Source organism: Nonomuraea sp. H19, assembly GCF_052068215.1.
Classification (GTDB): domain Bacteria; phylum Actinomycetota; class Actinomycetes; order Streptosporangiales; family Streptosporangiaceae; genus Nonomuraea.
The window spans coordinates 46,725-69,246 of record NZ_JBQHCV010000007.1 but is presented as its reverse complement, the minus strand read 5'-3'; the positions used below and the strand labels follow the sequence as shown (position 1 = coordinate 69,246).

Sequence of the window (22,522 nt, the reverse complement as noted above, 5' to 3'; positions counted from 1 at the left end):
CGGGTATTCAGTGCAGAAGAAATCGCCAGTTTTACCGTTGGACTAGACCAATCGGCGGACTGCTGCGCGAGGGGGGTCGGGAGGCTAGAAGATGGGCCGAATTTCTGTCTAAGATTCAGACATGGGGTCCTTGCTGGGTGAAGAACCGCTGTCTTTGACGCAGGAGCTTGATCTCATCGCGTTTGGCCAGCGCCTGCGCCACCTGCGCAAACAACGCGGGCTCACCCTGTCCGACCTGGGTTCGCGCGTCGGCCGGGCGCCCAGTCAGCTGTCGCTGCTGGAGAACGGCAAGCGCGAGCCCAAGCTCTCGCTGCTCAAGTCGCTGGCCTCCGCCCTCGGCGTACCTGTCGAGGAGCTGCTGCGCCGCCAGCCGCCCAACCGCCGGGCCCAGCTCGAGATCGCGCTGGAGGAGGCGCAGCGCGACCCCCTCTACACCGGCCTCGGCCTGCCGCGGCTGAAGGTCTCCACGCGCGTGCCGAACGACGTGCTGGAGCACATCCTCGGCCTGTACGGCGAACTGCGCGCCAGGCAGGCCCGCGGCACCGCCACCCCGGAGGAGGCCAGGGCCGCCAACGCCGAGCTCCGGCGCAGGCAGCGCGAGGTGGGCAACTATTTCCCCGAGATCGAGCAGGCCGCCGCCAAGGCCCTCGACGCGGTCGGCTACCGCACCGGCGCCCTGTCCCAGAGCATGATCCAGAGCCTGGTCACCCACTTCGGCTACACCGTGCACACCGCACAGGACCTGCCGCGATCCGTACGCTCCATCACGGACCTGCGCAACCGCCGCATCTACGTCAAGCACGAGCAGCTCGGCATGCACACCCCGCGCACGATCCTGCTCCAGACGCTCGGCCACCTCGCGCTCGGCCACGACAAGCCCCGCGACTTCGCCGACTTCCTGCGCCAGCGCACCGAGGCGAACTACTTCGCCGCCGCCGTCCTGGTCCCCGAGAAGGCCGCCGTGCTCTACCTGCAGGAGGCCAAGAGCGACCGGGCGCTGTCGGTGGAGGACCTGCGGGACGTGTTCGCGGTGTCGTACGAGATGGCCGCCCACCGCTTCACCAACCTTGCCACCCACCACCTCGGCCTCGTCTGCCACTTCGTGCGCAACGACGCCGGCGGCACCATCTACAAGGCGTACGAGAACGACGGGATCGTCTTCCCCGCCGACGAGCAGGGGGCCATCGAGGGCCAGCGGATGTGCCTGCAGTGGTCGGGGCGGCAGGTGTTCGCCTCGCCGGATCGGTTCTCGGTGTACTACCAGTATTCCGACTCGCCCACCGGCACGTACTTCTGCGTGGCGCACGTCGATCCGTCGCGCGAGCGGGACTTCGCGATCACTCTCGGGGTGCCGTACAAGGAGTCGCGATGGTTCCGGGGTCGCGAGACCACCAACCGCACCAAGTCCAACTGCCCCAACGGCGACTGCTGCCGCCGCCCGCCCGCCGAGCTGGCCGAACGCTGGGAGGGGTACGCCTGGCCGTCGGCCCGAGCCAACTCCCACGTGCTGGCCGCGCTGCCGCCCGGATCGTTTCCCGGAGTGGACGAGGCGGACGTCTACACCTTCCTGGAGCGCCACGCTAATAGCACATAAGCTGACATCTCGGATATTTCGGGTATTTGTGGCATAGGGGGAATCGGGGGAGGTGTCGCAATGCTGCCTGAGGTGCGCGGATGGTTGCGGCGCCGTACTTCGTCCGCGGCGGACTGGCCGCTGCGGGACCTGGTGGCCGCCAAGGGTCAGACCAGCGTGAGTGTGGTGCTCCCGGCTCGCGACGAGCGGGACACCGTGGGCGAGATCGTGGGGGTCATCCGGCGGGAGCTGGCCCGGCTCGTCGACGAGGTCGTGGTCATCGACTCGCGCTCCTCCGACGACACCGCGCGGGTGGCCGCGCTGGCCGGGGCCCGGGTGCACGCCCAGGACGAGATCCTGCCGCAGCTCGAACCGCTCGACGGCAAGGGCGAGGCACTGTGGAAGTCGCTGGCGGTCACCCGCGGTGACGTGCTGGTGTTCGCCGACGCCGACATCCGGAGTTTTCGCCCGTCGCTGATCTGCGGCGTGCTCGGGCCGCTGCTCGCGGACCCCACCGTCGTTTACACCAAGGGCTGCTACGACCGCCCGCTGAACGGCGCGCCCAACGGCGGCGGCCGGGTGACGGAGCTGGTCGCCCGCCCGCTGATCAATCTGCACTGGCCGCAGCTCGCGGGATTCGTGCAGCCGCTGGCCGGGGAGTACGCCGGGCGCCGCTCGGCGCTGGAGCGCGTCCCGTTCCTGACCGGGTACGGTGTCGAGCTCGGCCTGCTCATCGACCTGCTCGACCTGGCAGGGCTGGACGCGTTCGCGCAGGTGGACCTGGGTTCGCGCGAGCACGCCCCGCAGTCGACCGAGGCGCTGGGCGGCATGGCCTGCCAGATCATGCTCGCCGCCTGGTCGCGCCTGCAACGCCAGGGCAAAATCCAAGCATTTCATGAACCGTCCGTACGGCTGGCGCAGTTCCGGCGTGGGCCGTGCGGGCACGAGCTCACGAGCAGGGACATCGGCATCGCGGAACGCCCGCCCATGATCACCATTGCCGCCTGAACCCGCACCCTCGCGGCCGCCCCGGCCACCAGCGGCCGCCGGCCGAGCGTCCGGCTCGCGTACGAGGGAGCCGGGCGGGTCGTGAATCCGCACGCTCGAACCGTTCCTGCGGGGGGCTACCGATCGGTAAGGTGTTACCACCGGTAACGTCACGCGTGTTCGAGGAGTGCAGCACATGAGCGGGTTCTGTCCGGAGCTCAGTGACGACGTCGTCCAAGTACGTGACTGGGTGCACGAGTTCGCCCGCGACGTGATCCGCCCCGCAGGCGCCGAATGGGACGAGCGAGAGGAGACCCCCTGGCCGGTCATCCAGGAGGCGGCCAAGATCGGCCTGTATTCCCTCGACTTCTTCGCCACCCAATGGTTCGAGGAGAGCGGGCTGGGGCTGCCCGTGGCGTTCGAGGAGATCTTCTGGGGCGACGCGGGCATCGGCCTGGCCATCGTCGGCACCGGCCTGGCCGCCGCCGCCCTGTCCTCGAACGGCACCCCTGAGCAGATGGGGGAGTGGCTGCCGCAGATGTTCGGCACCGAGAACGACGTCAAGCTGGGCGCCTTCTGCGCCTCCGAGCCGGACGCGGGCTCCGACGTCGGCGCGATCCGCACCCGCGCCGTCTACGACCGCGGCGACTGGGTGCTGAACGGCGTCAAGACCTGGGCCACGAACGGCGGCATCGCCGACGTCCACGTGGTCGTGGCCGCGGTCGAGCCGGCCCTCGGCACCCGGGGCCAGGCATCCTTCGTCATCCCGCCCGGCACCCCCGGCCTGTCCATGGGCCAGAAGTTCCGCAAGCACGGCATCCGCGCCTCGCACACGGCCGAGGTGATCCTGGACGACGTCCGCGTACCCGGCTCCTGCCTGCTCGGCGGCAAGGAGAAACTCGACGTCCGGCTGGACCGCGTACGCAACGGCGAACGGTCCCGCGAGCAGGCGGCGATGCGCACGTTCGAGACCACCCGCCCGTCCGTCGCCGCGATGGCGGTGGGCATCGCCAGGGCGGCCTTCGAGTACGCCCGCGACTACGCCCGCGAAAGAGAGCAGTTCGGCCGCAAGATCGGTGAAACCCAGGCGATCGCGTTCCTGCTGGCCGACATGGCCACGCGCGTGGACATGGCCCGCCTGCTGACCTGGCGGGCCGCCTGGATGGCGCGCAACGGCAGGCAGTTCGAGCGGGCGGAGGGGTCGATGTCGAAGCTGGTGGCGGGGGAGACGGCGGTGTGGGTGACGGAGCAGGCGATGCAGATCCTGGGCGGCGCGGGCTACACGAGGGACCACCCTGTCGAGCGCTTCCACCGGGACGCCAAGATCTACACCATTTTTGAGGGCACAAGCGAGATCCAGCGCCTCATCATCGGGCGAGCCGTGACCGGCCTGCCGGTGAGGTAAGGATTCCGCAGGTCAGAGGGATGGCGTGGCCACAGAGCAGTTGTCGCGCCACGCCGGCCACGCCTTCCCCAGCCGACAGATCATCGGGCGTCAGACCCCAGTTCCGTCTCAGTTCTGCCTTACGAAGATCCGGGCCGCCGGAACCGCCGATCTGAAGACCGCCACCTAGCCCCGGGTCGGAGGAACCACCCGTATCCCGAAACCATACGAGCCGATCGCGCCGGCGATCCCCAGGAAGAGCAAACTGTAATGCTCCTGGCCCCGAGCGGTGGTGATGGCTCCCAGATCGAGCAACGACCCCGTAGACCAGCCCAGGTCATTCAGGAGCCCGCCGACCGTGCGTTTGGCCTCGGCGTCATCCCCTGAGAGGAAGAGCGTGCTCGGGCTCTCCAACGAGTCAGGCGCGCCCATGAGCCGTGCGTCGATGGTACAGAGCGTCTTGACCACCATCGTGTCCGGAAACGTTCGCTGGATTTCCTCACCGAGGCTCTCTCCAGGATGGGAGAGCGCGCCGTCCTCCGTGAAACCAACCGACACGTCGAGCAGCACCTTCCCCGCCAGGGCCGGGGCACCTATCTCGGCGAGCAGCGGCACGGACGCTGCGCCGGGTGTCGCGTTGACCACCACCTCCGCACCCACGACGGCTGAGGACGGGTCCACGATCGATACGTCCTCTCCCAGCGCAGCCGCCAGTTCCTCCCGCAATTCGGTGTCGGCCGACCGCCGCGATCCCAGGACGACGTCATGGCCGGCACCGGCCCAGCAGACGGCAAGTGCCCGTCCTACGTTGCCCGTTCCAAGAATTCCGATCTTCATGGCATTGACCCTATGGCGGTCTCGCCCGCCGCCGCCTCCCACCACAGCCGGGTATGCCATACGCCATTGGTCGTAGGACCTTGCACGCGGCGCAAAACCACCCGCTGGGGCGAACCTCCCCCACACCCGCCTGGCGCCGCTGTCTACCCGACAACATCCGCCCGTTGCGCGATACGAAATCGCAGACTGTCACACAATTGGCGCTGACAACTGTGTGACAGGAGTGCAGCAACACCCTCCAACTAGAAGCATCCCCGTGATCAAGGGGATGCCTCTGTTTGAACTACTTCGCCAACAGCGTCTCCCTTCGCGGGAGGGGCGGGGCGCTCTTTGTCGTTTCTAGCTAGCACCCAAGGATCGCTAGTCGCCAGCGACGACGATGGAAAATACGCGGTCGGGGCGGCCGATGGACGACCAGGAAACCCCGAACCCGTTGTACCGAAATACAGTCCCGTCCCCACCCACGCGATACACCGTATCGTCTGTGACCGCGCAGGATCCACTCTGCTCCCCGATACGGTCCCAGTTGCCCGGCGTGCCCTGATACCGGAATACGCCACTCGCATCAAGAGCGGTGACGAATAGACCGAAGCCTCCAGCGAAAATTTGGGCGACACCACCAGGCGGGCCGCCAATGTCGTCCCACGAGGTTCCGACGCCTGTGTACTTGAACACCTTGGTGCCGAGAGGGTCCGATCGATAGACCGTATCCGCGATTGCGTACGCGCCCCCCTCAGGGCCGATGTGTTCCCACTCGTTCGGATTGCCGGTATAGAGGAACGTTTCACCCTGCAGATTGTCGGGCATCTGCGCCACTACACGGGAACCTGCTGCTGCCTCAAGAAACGCAGAGCCGCCGACCTTGCTCCAGAGTGGCGTGGAGCCCTCGAAGCCATCGAACTGGAGTACCTGACTACCGTCTTGAGTTGTCTTGTAGACCGTGTCATCGGAGATGGCGTATGTCGCACCACGCTCGCCCATGGAGAACCAGTCAAAGGGGGTTCCGCTATAGCCGAGTATGGTACCCGTTTCGTCGCCGGTGCCCCCAACGATCATCCCCCATCCCCCGCCAACAGTCTCGCCGACGGTAACCTCTCCTCTGATCTGGGTCCAGGAAGTACCGGAGCCGTTGTACCGATGCACCCCGTTGATACGGTCCAGTGCGTCGATAGTTACCGCGTTAACAGTAAGGGCCACGGATCTCTCCGTTCTCGCAAGGAGGACACCCGTCGTTCAGGGCATCACGCTAATCACAGCATCGCTTTCATGGCCATGATCAGCAACCCCGACGCGCACTGGACTTCTACGGACTGTCCCGCAAGGCTTCCTTGTGGACTCGTTTGTCATGGTGTGAACTTGTTGATTATATTTACCCGTTTAGCGGCCTTGATGCGTTATAGATCTGTTCGTAGTCTGACGTTTCCGGGATAACTTGGATCGGCCATATATTAACGGTGACTCAAATATGTACTTGTCATTGCCGTAACTTCAGGCCTTGTGCCTATCGTGACCGCAGCCAATTCGATGGCGTAGCAGCCGGGGTCGATGAGCGAGCCAGAGGGCGCAGCTAGGACATATGGTTTCATCATCACGGCAGGTGAACACCTCTTGTGGATGTCACCGTCGGCAACCACGCCCGGCCATAGGGCGTTTGGGAACAAGGGGAAGCCCTGCGCAGGATCAGTTCCGAGGTGCGGTCCTGGCGGCTACGCCGAGCATCAGATCAGGCCGCCGGGGTGCCGGTCGGCGAGGTAGACGCGTCCGGCCTCGGCGTCGCGAGAGGAGAACAGGTAGCGGATCCAGGCCTGCTGCTCGTGCAGGATGGCGCCCATCTCCCACACGCAGTAGGTCCCCTTGGCTGTTTCTCCGAACGGGATGAGCTCGAACCCCGCTGCATCCTTGAGATAGGCCGTCTCCCACAACTCGTTGTCGTTCAGCCACGTGCATACGAGCAGGAGATACGCGTCCCCGACGCGGTGCAGGATGACGAAACCGAGGTCGCCCGCCGGAGTGATCCCGCTGATCTCTGCCCGGAGGAACTCGCGTGCCTCCTTTCGTACCTCCTCGCCGATCTCGCGGTCCTCCCGGTGGAGGTCGTACCACTTGAAGCGGACGCCGGGCAGTTCGAGGCCTTCGCCCGCCGAAAGCCGCTTGCGCACATGCGTGTAATCAGAGGAAACACTCGTCATGGCTCGACACTAGGCGCGCAGCGGGGCCCGGTGCCGATAGCCACTTCCGATCATTAACGGCAGACCATTTCGCCGCTTTCGAGCCGAGCGGCTCGGGGCCGCACACCCGCTGATCAGCAAAGCGTAAAGCCCTTGGGAGAAGTGGTCTCGTCTAGAGATCACCTTCAGAGCCAGAGGTAAGGAGCAAGAAACGAGCCTTGTCCGAGCGGCGGCGGTGGTGCTCCAGGGCTCCGGCGTAGTGGAGTTTTGTCCCTGTTTTTAGATCACGTGGATCGTTCGTCTGACGCGGCGCCATCTGCTTGCCAGATTTGACAACGGTCGCTGAGAGGGAAGGTCGATGTTCGCGAGTTTCGACTCCACTCTCGGTGGAGCGTCGTCGACGGTGTGGGCCGGGGGCGGGGTCTGGCGTTCGGTGCGAGTCCGCCGCGACGCTGGTACTGCTCGCCGGCTTGCCGGACCCGCGCTTACCGGGCCCGCAGGGTTGACATGACGGCTACGGACCTGTTGCTTTCCACGTCATGGTCGTTTGCCCCCAGCAGCGATGAGTCTCGCGTTGGTCCCAGGTCTACACATCACACCGCTCCATCGCACTCGAATCAGGAGGCATCTTGAAGCTTCTTCTCACGTCCGGGGGCGTCACGAACACGAGCATCCGCGATGCGCTGGTCGACCTGCTGGGCAAGCCGATCGCCGACTCCAGTGCCCTCTGTATCCCTACGGCGGAGTATGGCCACCCCATGTGCACGCCGGCCTCAGCCTGGCGCTTCATCGCGGGACAGACCCCGGGACCCATGTGTGACCTGGGCTGGAAGTCGGTGGGCATCCTCGAGCTCACCGCACTGCCCAGCATCGGAAAGACCCGCTGGGTCCCCTGGGTCCGGGAGGCTGACGTCCTGCTGGTGGACGGCGGCGATGCGACGTACCTGTGCCACTGGATGCGGCAGTCCGGGCTGGCGGATCTCCTGCCGTCGCTGCCCGAGACGGTCTGGGTGGGGGTGAGCGCCGGAAGCATGGTGATGACCCCCCGGATCGGTGACTACTTCGTCGAATGGACGCCGCCTACCGGAAGCGACCGCACCCTAGGGGTCGTCGACTTCTCGATCTTCCCGCACCTGGGACACGAGCTCATGCCGGGAAACACCATGGCCGAGGCTGAGAGATGGGCCGCCGACATCGCGGGTCCGGCGTACGCCATCGACGACAAGACGGCCATCAAGGTGACCGACGGCACCGTCGAGGTCGTCTCCGAGGGGCACTGGAGGTCCTTTTCCTCCTAGCCACCGGCGCCAGGCGCGAGTGAGCGAGGCGCCCTCTCATGCCGCAGATTGCGTGCGCTGCGGCCATCCGGTCATGCCACATTCCAAGCGAGAGCCCGGACGTCGCACGGTTGATTCGTCCGGCGGCTGCCATGCCCGGCTCAGCGGATCCCGCCGGACGCCGAGAGCGGTCATCACCTGGGCGGGAGCATCGGCGATCCACTCACCGATCGCGGTGAACGAGCGCGCGCCGGCCAGCACGGCAGCCGCGGCACCGGCCAGTAACGACGCCAGCGCATGCCGGAGGCCACGTGGATCACGGGGGTCGGGAAGTCGCTGGAAGCACTCCAGCAAGTTGAGGCAGTCGGCGGCGGAGGCGGCCACCGGCCCGTGCTCGGCCAGTTGGCCAAGGGCAGCACCGATCGACGATGATGAGGAGACAGGCACGGTCTTCTCTGGTGATCATTAGGCGTCGAGAATGTCATGATCTCGAAGGTCGTGCCCGTTCTCGTCCTCAGAGGAGTTTCCAGGGGCCCCTCCGGCAACCCCGGAACAGTCACTCCACGAAACGGACACTCAGACTGTTACCGATACTTCGCCGTGGTCCCGGGTGGTGCTCTTGGGCGCCGCCGGCGTTGACCATCACGGCACCGACGCTGTCGGCCACACCACCGCCGCCTTATGAGCCAGTCCAGCAACTGCTCGGCGGTTAGTCGCACAGGCCTCTGGTCCCTCTGTCGCGTACGTCGCCGAGCGGGCCGGGCGGCGGGGCACGCCACACGAAGGGCGGGTCGGCGTCACCGACGCGACCCGCCTGGCGGCCGGCCGATCCGGTGCGGCTATTCGTGGTCGGCCACAGTGTCTGCCGCGGCACGACCAGCCGGGCCGACCAGGATCCTGTCCAGTGCGTCGCGGAGCGCGGCTCCGACGGTGGCGACATCGTCAAGGTCGAAGCCGACCACGAGCCCGTCTCTCAGCAGCATGAGGATGTCGGCGGTGCGTTCGGCGTCGGGATGGCCCTCGGCGACCAGCAGGTCGCGGTACGAGTCGCGGGTCCAACGCCGGTGCTCGTCGATGGTCTGCCGGACGGGATGGGCGGGGTCGGGATATTCAGCGGCGGTGTTGACGAAGGGGCAACCTCGATAGGCGGATCCGGCACCGAACTCGGACATGAACGCGAAGATGGCGAGCAACGTCTCGCGGGGCGAAGCGGCGCGCAACCGAACGGCGAGATCGCGCTGCAGCCGGCTGTGCTCGGCGATGTAGGCGCGGACGAGGTCGTCCTTGCTGGGGAAGTGGTGATAAAAGGTGGCCTTGGCCACGCCCGCCTCGGCGATGATCCGGTCGATGCCCACCGTGTGGACGCCCTCGGCGTAGAACAGGCGCGCGGCCGTGTCGAGCACACGGGCACGCGCCGGGCTCTGGCGGCGACCTTCCGATGTTTCTGCGCTCACTCCTTGACCGTACCAGACAGATCTGTCTAGGCTTACGCTTCAGATAGACAGACAGGTCTGTATAGAAGAAGGGCAGCACATGAACATCTACACCGCCATCGCCTCCTCCGCCGGCCGTGACGCCCGCGCCGTTTCCTCCGATGGCAAGCTCGACGTCAGGCTCGCCCTGCAGAAAGAGCTGGGCGGCAATGGCAATGGCACCAATCCCGAGCAGCTCTTCGCCGCCGGCTACGCCGCCTGTTTCGCCAGCTCCATGCAACTGGTGGCCGGCCAGAAGAACATCGATGTCTCCGACGCCTCCGTCACCGCCGAGGTCGGCCTGAGCCCCAACGGCAACGGCGGCTACCAACTCGACGCCACCCTGCGCGTGGAACTGCCCGACAACCTCTCCGCCGACGCGGCTCGCGAGCTCGTCGAGGCCACCCACCAGGTGTGCCCGTACTCCAACGCCACCCGCGGCAACATGCCGGTCAACCTGGTGATCGAGTAACCGGAAACCTCATCGCGGATGGCCGGGTCCCGGTCCTGATCGCCCGACGCCGCACGGCCCGTAGTGCCCGGCTGAGGTCGTGCGGGCGGGCCTGGCCCTCGTCAAGATGGTGTTTTGGAGGGGCCTCCCAGGTCCCCGTGATGCTGTGGTCGGCGCGGTAGGAGTCGAAGCCGCAGTGGGGCGTCAGGGGGTGAATCGGAGGGCGACATGTTCTTCTCGGCGTACTTCCCGGCGAGGGCAGCGGCTCCAAACATCACTGCAGCCGGCGCCGCTACGACCGAGCCCGCAGCACCAGTGGCGCCAGCGATGAGAGAGCCGCCTTCCAGGGCTAACTTGGCGTTTTCAAGGATTCCCTCGTGCAGGTCAGGAAGAATGGTCGCATCGTCGAGTCGGTGCGGGAGCTGGCGGTCTCGACGGGCCGCTCGTCCGGATTCGTGCATAGGCTGCTGGTGGAGGCGGGCGCGTTGCTGCGGGCGCGGGGCCGGGCGCGGCGAGTGAGCTGCGCCTGGGCGATCAGCGCGTCCCGCGACTCCTTCTGCTCGTTGATCGCCTGTTGGACTTTTCAGGTAGCCGGCGAATTCGTCAGACGCCTTCTGGAACTTTTCGGCGCGAGGGGTGAGCTCTGTGACAGGGGCGCTCGCCGCGAGCCGCTCTCTTGTTCGCGAACGGCGCCGGATGATGAAGACCGTCACCGCAGCCGCCACGAGGGCAACCACTACCACGATGGCTGTGCGTACCCACGATCCGCTGTTCGCTAAGGCCACGATCGAGGCCAGTCCCACGAACCCGCCGAAGATCGGGAACATCCAGGAGCTCCGCTCAAGCGGATGAGGGTCGCGGGGCTGTTCTCTCATCCTCGCATTGCACAACATCGCCAGATGGCGCGCCACCGATGCGATCAGACTGCGACACGCCCACGAGCTGGGGCGCGGAAGGTGTCCGCCGCGTCTTAGCTGATGCTGTTCACCCAGATACCGATGGGGACGGATAAGGCCGCGGACAAGAGTACGCCTGCAAGGAAGAAACCCATTTCGCGGCGCCACGCGGCACGGATGGTGGCCTTCGTCTCGTTGACCAAATCTGGCGGACAGTGGCGGCTGAAGAGAAGAAGTAACCGAACTTCAACAGACAGTCGCTGAAGATCGCTAAGAGCGGGACATAATCAGGTTATGTTCCGCTTCGTGTGTTACCGTCACGAGTGATCCACTTCCCTCATGAAAGTGCTCTCATGAGCAATCACAGGGATCACGCTTCGGAACCGACGGGGCCGTCTTGCACGGTCCAGCCACCCAACCCCTGGAACCGATCGATCCGGACAACCCATAGCGCCGGCCATCGACTGAGATCTTTCCCAGGGCCCTCAGGACGAGTCCACGTACGGCGCCGTTATGGGGTGTGAGGATGGTGCAGATCTCCTCCGGCCCACAGTTGGCGGGATCGACGCCGGCGGCCCGTTCGTGGAGCGGCGCAGATGGCGGGCAGTTCGGCGATGCACTGCTCCACCTGCTACAGGTGGGCGTTGATGAGGGCGGTGACGTGTCGGCAGGGCGGCTGGCCGCCATTCATAGACCGGGCGCCCGGCGACCCCCTCGCCACCAGGCCCAGCCGTGACGGGCTGCTGTCCCGATCGGTGCTCGCCCGAATCCAGATCCGCTCACTCATCGTCAGCCTGCTGGTCGTCGCCGCCGTCGAGGTCGCCCGGCGGCTGGGCTGGGACGACACCCAGGTCAGGACCCAGGCCGTGCTCACCCTGGTCTTCGCCCGGCTCACCCTCGCCCACGTGGCCAGAGCTCGCCACTGGACGTCCGAGCACGGCTGGTGGCGGGGCCGGGCGGTGCTCCTCGCGGTCCGGATGATCCGCGTCACACCCGCGATGCCGTCCTGGGTACCGACCACCACCAGAACGTCACCAGACCGCAACACCTGGTCGGGACCGGGCGAAGCGATCACGTCCTCACCCCGTACGATCGCCACCACCGACGCGCCGGTGCGGGTCCGCGCTCGCGTGTGCCCCAACGGACGATCCACATACGGCGAACCGGGCGTCACCCTCACCGGTTCAGTGCTCAATCCAGGCACCTCCCGGGTCAGGTCCGCGAACCGCTCGGCAATCCGCGGCGCACCCAAGATCTGGGCCAGCGCGTCGGCCTCCTCCTCGTTGAGCCGGAACAGCGGCCTGCCCACATCCGGGTCACCGCCGACATAGCCGACCACCTCGAACTCGCCCGTCCGCCGAGCCACCACGCCGATTCGATCCCCCGCATGGGTGGTGAACTCAAACCGCAGTCCTACACCCGGCAACAGCACCTCGTTCACGTCCGTGCAGCCATCATCACGGCAGGTGAACACCTCTTGTGGGAGGACACCGTCGGCGACCACGCCCGGCTATAGGGCGTATGGGAACAGCCGAACGCGCATCGGCGACAGCGCGTTCCGCGGCAGGTACATTCCCTACCAGTGCCGCCGGCGTAGCCGGTCGTCCTTCAGCGGGCGTCGATGCGCCGGCCGGTGATCTGGTGCGGGACGATGCGGATGTAGAGGGGTCGGTCGCCGCCCGCCCACGGGGTCACGTGAGCCTCGGCGACCTGGTCCACCTCGTTTTCCGGCACGTGGTGAGCGGAGCCCTGGACCAGGACGCTCCAACCCTGCCGCATGGCCTCGTCGATCCGGTCCACCTCGAAGCCGATCAAGATCTCCACCCCTTTCCGCCCGGCGCGCAGGTCCTGGTCCATGGGCCCGCCGTAGGCGGTACGGAAGACGATGGCGCCGTCGTGGACCTTGTAGTTCACGGGCAGCACGGTGGGCCCGTGGGAGCCGTTGAATGCCACCCGGCCGATACCGCCCGGCGCGATCAGGCGCAGGCATTCCCGGGCGTCCAGGACCCGCAGGGCCGGGTCGGCGGCAGCGATGCCTGGGCCGGGCGGGTGGTCGAGGCCTCTGTCGAGCAGGTCCTGGGGTGTGCTCTCCAGGGCGGCGGCCAGCCGGATCACCGTACCTGTCTCCGGGACGTCCGCGTGATCCTCCAAGTACTGGAGGCGTCCGGCCGATATGTCCGTGCGGTCGGCGACCTGCTCGCGGGTGAGGCCGAGCCGGTCGCGGTGATGGCGAATGCGGCGTCCGAAATCGCCGGTGCCTGTCATGAGCGTGTCCTCCCTGGTCATGGTCCTGAAGCTACCCACTGGCCCATGCGGGAGACAGGGTCCTTCGGCCCATGCCGGACTGACCTCCGGCCCTGCAGCGAGCTGGCGTGGGCGCGGTCCGATGGGTAAGTGAACGAAGGAGGACACGACATGATCATCGTAGGAGTGGACGGCTCGGTGACCGCACGGGCCGCGGTGGAGTGGGCGGCCAACGACGCCTTCCGCATGCGGGTGCCGCTGCGGATCGTGCACGCGGTGGACCGCACCCCGTACCAGATCGACAGATACCCCAACCCGTCCCTGCCCGATGCGCTGTTGCGTGAAGGGCGGAGGATCCTGCGCGAGGCCGAGGCGCTCGTGCACGAGCGCCGGCCCACGGCCGAGGTCACGACGCAGGAAGTGGCGGGCGCGCCCGCCACGGTCCTGCGCGAGCAGGCCAAGGACGCCACTGAGATCGTCATCGGCAGCCTCGGGCTCGGCGGGTTCGCCGGCGCGCTGCTGGGATCGGTCAGCACGCACGTGGCCGGACACGCGCGCTGCCCGGTCGTGGTGGTGCGCCCCGAGCACCGGCCGGTGCACGGGGAGATCGTGGTCGGGGTCGACGACTCGCCGGAGTGCGAGCCGGCGCTGGCCTACGCGTTCGAGCAGGCCAAGCTGCGCGGCGCCACGCTGCGGGCCGTGCACGCCTGGCAGTTGCCGGTGCATGCCTTCGCGCCGGAGGCCGCCTACGACATGGACGAGGTCCGCACGGCGCAGCACCAGGTCGTCCGCGACCGGCTGAACGCTGCCCGCGAGGAGTATCCGCAGGTGACGGTCGTCGAGGACGTCCATGCGGCGCACCCCGTGGATGCCCTGGTCGCGGCGTCCGGGCAGGCGGATCTGCTGGTGGTGGGCTCTCACGGGCGCAGCGCCATGAGGTCGATGCTGCTCGGCTCGGTCAGCCGGGGCGTACTGCACCACGCCCACTGCCCGGTGGCGGTGGTCCGCTCCTAGGAACCGCCGGCAGATCGAGGACCTTGGCCCCCGACACGCGGGACGTTCGCCGTTATGATGCAGGGCCGCCGAGGAGGAGCGTAGGAGTGGAAGTGAGGAGGCATGTGATGTCGATCGAGGTCAAGGACGTCATGGGCCGGGTGGCCATCGCCGTGCTGGAAGATGCGTCGTTCGCCGACATCGTGGCCGCAAGCGGCGCCCTGGTCCTCGGCGACGCCATCGAACGGCTCGAACGCCGCGGCATCACGGTCTTCGTCTCCGGCATCCGCGACGGCCACCACCAGCCCCTGGAAGCCCTCGGCGTCATCGCCCGCCTCGACCAGGCCGGCCATGTCTTCACCACCACCCCTGAAGCCATCGCCGCCGCCCGCGACCGGCTCGACCACACCGGCATCCTGCCCGCCACCACCGGCACGAGCGGCCGCACTTCACACGACACCTGAACCCGCGCTCTCACCGCCCCAAGCACGCCTGTCCGGCGAACCCGGCCGGGCCTGCGCACCCGGCAACGCGGCAGGCGGCGGCCACAACCAGGTCGCGCCAGTCGCCGCGGTTCTCACCAGGATCACAGCCGGGGTAACGCTGGTCCTGCTGGTGGTCGGCACGCTGGTCATCCTGGCCACCGAGTGGCGCAACCCCGCGACGTCGGGCAGGCTGGATGATCCCGGCAAGCTGCTGGCCGCCTTCTTCGCCGGCGTGATGCCGCGCACGGCCGGGTTCAACAGCCTGGACATCGCCCAGCTGTATCCCACTAGACTGCTGGCCACCGATGTGCTGATGTTCATCGGCGGTGGCAGCGCGGGCACCGCGGGCGGCATCAAGGTCACCACGTTCGGGCTGCCGGCCTTCATGATCTGGGCCGAAATGCGCGGCGAACCGCGTGTCAACGTCGGCCACCGCCGCTTGGCCGAAAGCGCGCAGCGGCAGGTCATCTCGATCACTGCGATCAGAGTCGGCCTGGTCGGGGTCGCCACCTACATACTGCTGGCCTTGACCCCGCATAGCCTGGACCAGGTGCTGTTCGAGGTGGTCTCCGCATTCGGTACGGTCGGACTGTCGACCGGGATCACCGCCGACGCCGCCGCCCGCCGGGCACCTGCTGTTGGTGCTGCTCATGTTCGTCGGCCGGATCGGGCCGCTGACGCTGGGCTCGGCGCTCGCGCTGAAGGAGCGCGCTCGTCATTACGAACTACCCGAGGAGCGTGTCATCGTTGGCTGACAAGAAGAGCGACGCGGTCGTGGTGATCGGGCTGGGCCGGTTCGGCAGCTCGCTGGCGCTGGAGCTCGTCCGGCGCGGCACCGAGGTGCTGGCCATCGACCATCGGCCCAAAGTGGTGCAGAGCCTGACCGGGCACCTCACACAGATCGTCACCGCCGACTCCACCGACCTCGACGCGCTGCGCCAGCTTGGCGTGCCCGACTTCCGCCGCGCGGTGTGCGCCATCGGCAGCGACATCGAGGCCAGCATCCTCACCTCCTCGCTGCTGGTCGAGCTGGAGATCGACGACATCTGGGCGAAAGCGATCAGCAGGCAGCACGGCCAGATCCTCGAACGCCTCGGCGTCCAGCACGTCGTCTTCCCCGAACACGACATGGGGGAGCGCGTCGCCCACCTGATCAGTGGCCGGCTGCTGGACTACATGCAGGTCGACGAGCACTTCGCGATGGCCAAGATCCGCCCGCCCAAGGACTACGTCGGCATCGAGCTCGGCCGCTCCGGCCTGCGCCGCAAACACGGCGTCACCATCGTGGCGGTCAAGCCCTCGAACGAGGAATTCACCTACGCCACCGCCGACACCGAACTCGCCTACGGCGACGTCATCATCGTCTCCGGCAGCCCTGAACAGGTCGAACGGTTCGCCGAACTGCCCTGAAGCTTCGCGAGAGCATCTGGCGGCGATGATCGCGGGCCACAGGCCGGCGTACCAGCCGGTCACTCCTGGGCCCGCCGGCTGAGGCGACCACCACCCGTTCACGGGCCTCCCAGGTCCCCGCGATGCTGTGGTCGGCGCGGTAGCAGTGGGGCGTCAGGGGGTGAATCGGTAGCCCATGCCGGGCTCGGTGATGAGGTGGGCCGGGTGGGCGGGGTCGCGTTCGAGTTTCTTGCGGAGCTGGGCCATGTACTGGCGCAGGTAGTGGGTTTCATTGGAGTACTGACTGCCCCAGACCTCGGTCAGCAGGTAGCGCTGGGGGATGAGCTTGCCGGGATTGCGCAGCAGGATTTCCAGGATGTGCCATTCGGTGGGGGTGAGTCGCATGCCGCCCGAGACGGTCTTGCCGACTAGATCCACCGTGTGGTCGCCGATCTCGATGCTGGCCAGTTCGGCCTCCTGGACAGCGGAGCGGCGGGAGACGGCGCGGATGCGGGCGAGGAACTCCTCGATGCTGAAGGGTTTGGTCACGTAGTCGTCGGCGCCGGCGTCCAGGGCGTCGATCTTGTCCTGGTTCCCGGCTCTGCCGGACAGCACAACAATCGGAACCTTGGTCCAGCCACGCAGGCCGTGGATGACGTCCACGCCGTCGATGTCGGGCAGGCCCAGGTCGAGCACGACCAGGTCGGGGTGCCACTCAGCGGCCTGGCGCAGGGCGGAGGCGCCGTCGTCGGCGACCGCGACCTCGTAGTGGCGGGCGGCCAGATTGATGCGCAGCGCGCGCAGGAGCTGGGGCTCGTCGTCGACGACGAGGATCTTGGTCATGGGGTCACCGCTTTGGACGAGATGGGCATCTGGATGATCATGGTGAGGCCACCCCCCGGGGTCTCCTCGGGGGTGAGAGTGCCGCCCATGGCCTCGGTCAGCCCACGTGAGAGCGCGAGCCCCAGCCCGACGCCGGTGCCGTTCCCCCGGTCGCCGAGCCGCTGGAACGGCTGGAAGACCCGCTCATGGGCCTCCGGCGGGATGCCAGGTCCGCGATCGATGACCCGGATCTCCACCACATCCTCGTGCCAGCTGGCGGTGACCAGCACCTTCTCGCCTGGCGGACTGTAGCGCACGGCGTTGGCCATGAGGTTGACCAGTACGCGTTCCAGGAGCGCGGGATCCGCGATGATCTCCGGCAGGTCGAAGGAGATGTCGCCGTCGATGCGGTCGCGCAGTGGGCCGAGGTCGTCGATGGCGCGGGGGACGATCTCCTCCAGGGCGATGGGCTGGAGTGTCAGGCCGAGGACGCCGGCCTGCAGGCGGCTCATGTCGAGCAGGTTCTCCACCAGCCTGTCCAGCCGGTCCAGGGACTCGTCGGCGGTGGCCAGCAGCTCCTCGCGGTCCTCGGCGGTCCAGTCGACGTCTCGGCTGCGCAGGCTCTCGACGGCGGCCTTGGCGGCCGACAGCGGGCTCCGCAGGTCGTGGCTGACGGCGGCCAGCAGCGCGGTGCGCATCTTGTCGGCCTCGGCCAGGGGTTTGGCCTGCTCGGCCTCCTCCTGCAGGCGTTCCTGGCGCAGCGCGACGGCGGCCTCGGCGGCGAACGCCTCCAGCACCCGCCGGTCACTGGCGTCCAGCAATCTCCCCCGCGAGGCCAGCACCAGTCGGTCGCTGATCTTCACGTCGGTGTCGGCCACCGCGGGGCTGGTGCACGGCGCCGCTCCCGACGTGGCGACGATGCGCCACGCGGCGGGCTGGGAGGTGTCGTCCGGGGTGGGCTCGCCGACGCGTTCGAGCAGGGTGACCGAGTCCAGGCCGAACGTCTCACGCAGCCGCCCAAGCAGCGAGGCCAGCGCGGCCTCGCCGCGCAGGACATGCCCGGCCAGGGTGGACAGCACCTCGGCGTCGGCGCGGGCGCGGGCGGCCTCTCTGGTACGCCGTGCCGCCAGGTCGACGATCGCGCTGACCGCGGCGGCGACCAGGACGAACACGACGAGGGCGAGGAAGTTCTCCGGGTCGGCGATGACCCAGGTGTGAAAGGGCGGAGTGAAGAACCAGTTGAGCAGCACGACCCCGCCGACCGCCGCAGTGATCGCCGGCCACGTGCCGCCGATCAGGGCGACGCCGATGACCAGGCACAGGAACAGCAGGATCTCACTGGGCAGCGAGATCACGTCCCGGAATGGGACGAGCGCGGCGGTCAGCAGCGGCAGGCCCGCCACTGCCAGCCCCCACCCGGCGAGCCTGCGCTTCCTGGTCAAGGCCGCTCGGGCGCGTTCGGGCCGCCTGCGGCCCTTCTTGGCCTCCTCGTGGGTGACCAGGTGCACGTCGATGGGGCCGGAGAGGGCGGCGGTCTCCACGCCGACCCCCCGGGAAAGGATCTGGGCGAAGCGGCCGCGCCGGGAGGCGCCCAGTACGAGCTGGGTGGCGTTGACGCCGCGGGCGAAGTCGAGCAGCGCGCGCGGGATGTCGTCGCCGACTACCTGGTGGTAGGTGCCGCCCATGCTTTCGGCCAGGGCGCGCTGGCGGGCCAGGTTGGCCGGGTCGCCGCCGGCCAGCCCGTCGGAGTGGGTGACGTGCACGGCCAGCAGGTCGGCGCCCTTGGTGCGGGCGGCGATGCGGGCGGCCCGGCGTACCAGCGTGTCGCCCTCCGGGCCGCCGGTCAGCGCCACCACCACACGTTCGCGGGCCTCCCACGTGGCACCGATGCCGTGGTCGGCGCGGTAGCGGTCGAGCTGCTCGTCCACCTTGCCCGCCACCCACAGCAGCGCCAGCTCGCGCAGCGCGGTCAGGTTGCCGACGCGGAAGTAGTTCGACAGCGCCGCGTCCACCTTCTCGGGGGCGTAGACGTTGCCGTGGGCCATGCGCCGGCGTAGGGCCTCGGGGGACATGTCGACCAGCTCGATCTGGTTCGCGCGGCGTACCACCTCGTCCGGGACGGTCTCCCGCTGCGGGATGCCGGTGATCTGGTGGACGACGTCGTTGACCGATTCCAGGTGCTGGATATTGACGGTGGAGATCACGTCGATGCCGGCGTCGAGGATCTCGTCGATGTCCTGCCAGCGCTTGGCGTTCTTCGAGCCGGGTACGTTGGTGTGGGCCAGCTCGTCGATCAGCGCCACCTTCGGCCGGCGGGCGATGACCGCCTCGGCGTCCAGCTCGGTGAACGTGGCCCCGCGATAGACCAGCGTCTTGCGGGGGATGATCTCCATACCCTCCACGAGGGCGGCGGTGCGGGCGCGGCCGTGGGTCTCGACGAAGCCGACGACCACGTCCCGGCCCCGTTCCAGGCCGCGCCGGCCCTCGCCGAGCATCGCGTACGTCTTGCCCACCCCGGGGGCCGCCCCGAGGTAGACCCGCAGCCGGCCCCTCCTCATGACCGGTCCAGCGCCAGGTTGAGTTCGAGCACGTTGACGGCCGGCTCGCCCATGAAGCCGAGGGCGCGCCCGGTGGTGTGCTCGGCGATCAGCGCTTCCACCCGCTCGACCGCGAGCCCGCGCTCCTCGGCCACGCGGGGCGCCTGCAGTTCGGCGTAGGCGACGGAGATGTCGGGGTCGAGGCCGGAGCCGCTGGCCGTGACCGCATCGGCCGGCACCGCGGGCGTACCCGCGTCGCCCCTGACGGGCACGGTCTTCCCGGCGGCGTAGTCTTCGCCGGGCTTGGCGCACTCGACCTTCAGCCCTTGGTAGGTGGCGATGAAGGGGGTGGCGGGGCAGGCCTGGTTGACGCTGACCGCGCGATCGGGGAACACCTTCAGCACCGCGCCCACCCCGTCCGGCGTGCAGTAAGGGCGGGCGCCGCTGACGCCCTCCAACTCCCCGACCGCCTTGGACCGGGCGCAGACCTGGGTGAGCAGCGACTGCTTGCCATCGTCCGGGTTGCCCTCCTCGTCCTTGGCACCGGGTACCGGCAGCGTATCGACCACGTCTTCGGGCCCGAGGTTGCTGGCGCTGGTCGCGGTCGGGTCGTAGCCGTCACCGGCCGCCGAGGGCCGCGACTGGAAGTATTTCCTGACCGGGTTGCCGTCGGCGTCGGTGAAGGACTGGCCGATGAGCGCGCTGCCGACGACCTTGCCGTCCTTCTCGACCAGCGAGCCGTTGGCCTTGTCGTTGAACAGCGCCTGGGCCACGCCGGTGGCCAGGAGCGGGTAGATGATGCCGGTGACCACCGTGAGCACGAGCAGCGCGCGCAGCGCGGCCACGTGCTGGCGGACCCAGCTGGGCATGCGGTCCATTTATGACATCCCCGGAAGGAACTGGATCAGCAGATCGATGAGCTTGATGCCGATGAACGGTACGACGATCCCGCCGAGGCCGTAGACGTACAGGTTGCGTGACAGCAGCTTGGCGGCGCTGGACGGCCGATACCGCACGCCGCGCAGCGCCAGCGGGATCAGCGCGATGATGACCAGCGCGTTGAAGATCACCGCGGCCAGGATCGCCGACTGCGGGCTGGCCAGGCGCATGATGTTCAGCGCGTCCAGGCCCGGGTAGACCGCCGCGAACATGGCCGGGATGATCGCGAAATACTTGGCGATGTCGTTGGCGATCGAGAACGTCGTCAGCGCGCCGCGGGTGATGAGCAGCTGCTTGCCGATCTCGACGATCTCGATGAGCTTGGTCGGGTTGGAGTCCAGGTCGACCATGTTCCCGGCCTCCTTGGCCGCCGACGTGCCGGTGTTCATGGCGACCCCGACGTCGGACTGAGCCAGGGCGGGGGCGTCGTTGGTGCCGTCTCCGGTCATCGCGACCAGGCGGCCGCCGGCCTGCTCTTTCTTGATCAGCGCGAGCTTGTCCTCCGGGGTGGCCTCGGCCAGGAAGTCGTCCACCCCGGCCTCGTCGGCGATGGCCTTGGCGGTCAGCGGGTTGTCACCGGTGATCATCACGGTGCGGATCCCCATGCGGCGCATCTCGTCGAAGCGCTCCCGCATGCCGTGCTTGACCACGTCCTTGAGATGGATCACCCCCAGCACCCGGCCTTTCTCGGCCACGACCAGCGGGGTGCCGCCTGAGCCGGAGATGCCGTCCACCATGTGCCCGACCTCGTCGGCCGGGTGGCCACCGGCATCGCGTACCCACTTCATCACCGCGGTGGCCGCGCCCTTGCGCACCTCGCGGCCGTCCAGGTTCACCCCCGACATGCGGGTCTGCGCGGTGAACGGCACCCATTCGGCGTGGGCCAGCTCGCCCGGCTGCCGCTCGCGCAGCCCGTAGGCCTGCTTGGCATAGACCACGATCGAGCGGCCCTCCGGAGTTTCGTCGGCCAGGCTGGACAGCTGCGCCGCCGCGGCCAGCTCCTGCTCGCTCACGCCGGGCACGGGGACGAACTCGCTCGCCTGCCGGTTCCCCAAGGTGATGGTTCCGGTCTTGTCCAGCAGCAGCGTGGAGACGTCCCCGGCGGCCTCGACGGCGCGGCCGGACATGGCCAGGACGTTGCGCTGCACCAGGCGGTCCATGCCGGCGATGCCGATGGCCGACAGCAGTGCGCCGATCGTGGTCGGGATCAGGCAGACGATCAGCGACACCAGCGCGATCCCGGTCACGCCGTCGCCGGTCAGCGCCAGCGAGTCCGGCACACCCGGGTTGATCTCCTTGGAGTAGATCGCCAGCGGCTGCATCGTCGCCGTGGCGACCAGGAAGATGATCGTCAACGCGGCGAGCAGGATGTTGAGCGCGATCTCGTTCGGCGTCTTCTGCCGGTTCGCCCCCTCCACCAGGGCGATCATGCGGTCCACGAAGCTTTCGCCGGGCTTCTGCGTGATCTGGACGATGATCTGGTCCGACAGCACCTTGGTGCCGCCGGTCACCGCCGAGCGGTCGCCGCCGGACTCGCGGATCACCGGCGCGGACTCGCCGGTGATGGCCGACTCGTCCACCGAGGCGATGCCCTCGATCACGTCGCCGTCGCCGGGAATGACCTCCCCGGCCTCGACGATCACGTAGTCGCCCTGCTTGAGCCCGGGTGCGGCGACGACGTCCCACCGGGTGTGGTCGTCCGGATTTTTGAGGCGGCGGGCGGTGGTGTCGCGCTTGGCGGCGCGCAGGGTGGCGGCCTGTGCTTTGCCGCGGCCCTCGGCCACCGCCTCGGCCAGGTTGGCGAAGATCACGGTCAGCCACAGCCATGCGACGATGGCCCAGGCGAACCAGGACGGGTCGGCGATGGCGAGGACGGTGGTGAAGACCGCGCCGATCTCGACGATGAACATGACCGGGTTGCGCCACATGGTGGCCGGGTTGAGCTTCTTCAGCGCGTCCGGCAGCGATTTGATCATCTGTTCGGGGTCGAGCAGGCCGCCGCCGACCCGGCCGCTCTTTCCGGGAGTCGGCGCCTGGCCCGGTGATTCGAGCATGTGCGTTGACATCT

Annotated in this window: 20 protein-coding genes and 2 pseudogenes; 11 read left to right on the top strand and 11 right to left on the bottom strand. The window is 68.0% G+C overall.

Features of this window, described 5'->3' with window-relative positions; all coding sequences use genetic code 11:
- The first annotated feature begins 121 nt into the window (after positions 1-121).
- The 3 genes from ACTMTI_RS16750 (at position 122) to ACTMTI_RS16740 (ending at position 3,965) form a co-directional block, all read left to right on the top strand.
- Positions 122-1,594: a helix-turn-helix domain-containing protein gene (locus tag ACTMTI_RS16750; protein WP_441121270.1), complete on the top strand. Its 1,473-nt coding sequence runs from the start codon at positions 122-124 to the stop codon at positions 1,592-1,594.
- Positions 1,595-1,654: 60 nt separating this feature from the next.
- Positions 1,655-2,581, top strand: a complete 927-nt coding sequence (locus ACTMTI_RS16745; protein ID WP_441121269.1) for a glucosyl-3-phosphoglycerate synthase — start codon at positions 1,655-1,657, stop codon at positions 2,579-2,581.
- A gap of 175 nt (positions 2,582-2,756) precedes the next feature.
- Positions 2,757-3,965, top strand: coding sequence for an acyl-CoA dehydrogenase family protein (locus tag ACTMTI_RS16740; protein ID WP_441121268.1), 1,209 nt, complete (start codon positions 2,757-2,759; stop codon positions 3,963-3,965).
- Between the two features lie 165 nt (positions 3,966-4,130).
- On the opposite strand, the gene ACTMTI_RS16735 is transcribed toward ACTMTI_RS16740, so the two are convergent.
- From ACTMTI_RS16735 to ACTMTI_RS16725, 3 genes are all read right to left on the bottom strand, one after another.
- Positions 4,131-4,781: an NADPH-dependent F420 reductase gene (locus ACTMTI_RS16735; protein WP_441121267.1), complete on the bottom strand. Its 651-nt coding sequence runs from the start codon at positions 4,779-4,781 to the stop codon at positions 4,131-4,133.
- 360 nt (positions 4,782-5,141) lie between these two features.
- A complete protein-coding gene (locus ACTMTI_RS16730) occupies positions 5,142-5,978 on the bottom strand; it encodes a hypothetical protein (RefSeq protein ID WP_441121266.1) in 837 nt (278 codons plus the stop codon).
- A 521-nt stretch (positions 5,979-6,499) separates the two neighbouring features.
- A complete protein-coding gene (locus tag ACTMTI_RS16725; protein ID WP_441121265.1) occupies positions 6,500-6,970 on the bottom strand; it encodes a hypothetical protein in 471 nt (156 codons plus the stop codon).
- 608 nt (positions 6,971-7,578) lie between these two features.
- Here ACTMTI_RS16725 and ACTMTI_RS16720 point away from each other — a divergent pair.
- Positions 7,579-8,247 (top strand): Type 1 glutamine amidotransferase-like domain-containing protein, encoded by a 669-nt coding sequence (locus ACTMTI_RS16720; RefSeq protein WP_441121264.1) that lies wholly within the window; start codon positions 7,579-7,581, stop codon positions 8,245-8,247.
- 36 nt (positions 8,248-8,283) lie between these two features.
- Here ACTMTI_RS16720 and ACTMTI_RS16715 read toward each other — a convergent pair whose 3' ends face one another.
- Both ACTMTI_RS16715 and ACTMTI_RS16710 read right to left on the bottom strand, forming a co-directional pair.
- Complete coding sequence (locus tag ACTMTI_RS16715; RefSeq protein WP_441121263.1) at positions 8,284-8,610, bottom strand: transposase family protein; 327 nt, start codon at positions 8,608-8,610, stop codon at positions 8,284-8,286.
- 455 nt (positions 8,611-9,065) lie between these two features.
- A complete protein-coding gene (locus ACTMTI_RS16710) occupies positions 9,066-9,680 on the bottom strand; it encodes a TetR/AcrR family transcriptional regulator (RefSeq protein WP_441121262.1) in 615 nt (204 codons plus the stop codon).
- A gap of 79 nt (positions 9,681-9,759) precedes the next feature.
- Here ACTMTI_RS16710 and ACTMTI_RS16705 point away from each other — a divergent pair, with 79 nt between their 5' ends.
- The 3 genes and pseudogenes from ACTMTI_RS16705 to ACTMTI_RS16695 form a co-directional block, all read left to right on the top strand.
- Complete coding sequence (locus tag ACTMTI_RS16705) at positions 9,760-10,170, top strand: organic hydroperoxide resistance protein (RefSeq protein WP_441121261.1); 411 nt, start codon at positions 9,760-9,762, stop codon at positions 10,168-10,170.
- Between the two features lie 356 nt (positions 10,171-10,526).
- Positions 10,527-10,928 (top strand): helix-turn-helix domain-containing protein, encoded by a 402-nt coding sequence (locus ACTMTI_RS16700; RefSeq protein ID WP_441121260.1) that lies wholly within the window; start codon positions 10,527-10,529, stop codon positions 10,926-10,928.
- A gap of 713 nt (positions 10,929-11,641) precedes the next feature.
- Positions 11,642-11,977: pseudogene (locus tag ACTMTI_RS16695) on the top strand (hypothetical protein); the annotation flags it as partial.
- 104 nt (positions 11,978-12,081) lie between these two features.
- Here the strand turns inward: ACTMTI_RS16695 and ACTMTI_RS16690 are convergent.
- Together ACTMTI_RS16690 and ACTMTI_RS16685 are read right to left on the bottom strand one after the other, a co-directional pair.
- Positions 12,082-12,198: pseudogene (locus ACTMTI_RS16690) on the bottom strand (cation:proton antiporter regulatory subunit); the annotation flags it as partial.
- A gap of 455 nt (positions 12,199-12,653) precedes the next feature.
- Positions 12,654-13,331 (bottom strand): helix-turn-helix domain-containing protein, encoded by a 678-nt coding sequence (locus ACTMTI_RS16685; protein WP_441121259.1) that lies wholly within the window; start codon positions 13,329-13,331, stop codon positions 12,654-12,656.
- 129 nt (positions 13,332-13,460) lie between these two features.
- Between ACTMTI_RS16685 and ACTMTI_RS16680 the strand changes: the two genes are divergently transcribed.
- The 4 genes from ACTMTI_RS16680 to ACTMTI_RS16665 all read left to right on the top strand — a co-directional run bounded on the left by ACTMTI_RS16680 (position 13,461) and on the right by ACTMTI_RS16665 (position 16,177).
- Positions 13,461-14,303, top strand: a complete 843-nt coding sequence (locus tag ACTMTI_RS16680; protein ID WP_441121258.1) for a universal stress protein — start codon at positions 13,461-13,463, stop codon at positions 14,301-14,303.
- Between the two features lie 107 nt (positions 14,304-14,410).
- Entirely contained in the window at positions 14,411-14,746 is a 336-nt protein-coding gene (locus tag ACTMTI_RS16675; protein ID WP_441121257.1) for a hypothetical protein, read from the top strand.
- Positions 14,747-14,897: 151 nt separating this feature from the next.
- Positions 14,898-15,548, top strand: a complete 651-nt coding sequence (locus ACTMTI_RS16670) for a potassium transporter TrkG (protein WP_441121256.1) — start codon at positions 14,898-14,900, stop codon at positions 15,546-15,548.
- Positions 15,515-16,177, top strand: coding sequence for a potassium channel family protein (locus tag ACTMTI_RS16665; RefSeq protein ID WP_441121255.1), 663 nt, complete (start codon positions 15,515-15,517; stop codon positions 16,175-16,177). The genes ACTMTI_RS16670 and ACTMTI_RS16665 overlap by 34 nt, the downstream gene beginning before the upstream one ends.
- Positions 16,178-16,330: 153 nt before the next feature.
- On the opposite strand, the gene ACTMTI_RS16660 is transcribed toward ACTMTI_RS16665, so the two are convergent.
- From ACTMTI_RS16660 to kdpB, 4 genes are read right to left on the bottom strand one after another with little or no spacing between them, the layout of a single operon-like run.
- A complete protein-coding gene (locus tag ACTMTI_RS16660; protein WP_441121254.1) occupies positions 16,331-16,999 on the bottom strand; it encodes a response regulator in 669 nt (222 codons plus the stop codon).
- Positions 16,996-19,536, bottom strand: coding sequence for a DUF4118 domain-containing protein (locus ACTMTI_RS16655; RefSeq protein WP_441121253.1), 2,541 nt, complete (start codon positions 19,534-19,536; stop codon positions 16,996-16,998). The genes ACTMTI_RS16660 and ACTMTI_RS16655 overlap by 4 nt, the downstream gene beginning before the upstream one ends.
- Positions 19,533-20,393 (bottom strand): potassium-transporting ATPase subunit C, encoded by an 861-nt coding sequence (locus tag ACTMTI_RS16650; RefSeq protein ID WP_441121252.1) that lies wholly within the window; start codon positions 20,391-20,393, stop codon positions 19,533-19,535. The genes ACTMTI_RS16655 and ACTMTI_RS16650 overlap by 4 nt, the downstream gene beginning before the upstream one ends.
- Positions 20,394-22,520 (bottom strand): potassium-transporting ATPase subunit KdpB, encoded by a 2,127-nt coding sequence (kdpB, locus tag ACTMTI_RS16645; RefSeq protein ID WP_441121251.1) that lies wholly within the window; start codon positions 22,518-22,520, stop codon positions 20,394-20,396. It abuts the gene before it with no gap.
- Positions 22,521-22,522: the final 2 nt, after the last annotated feature.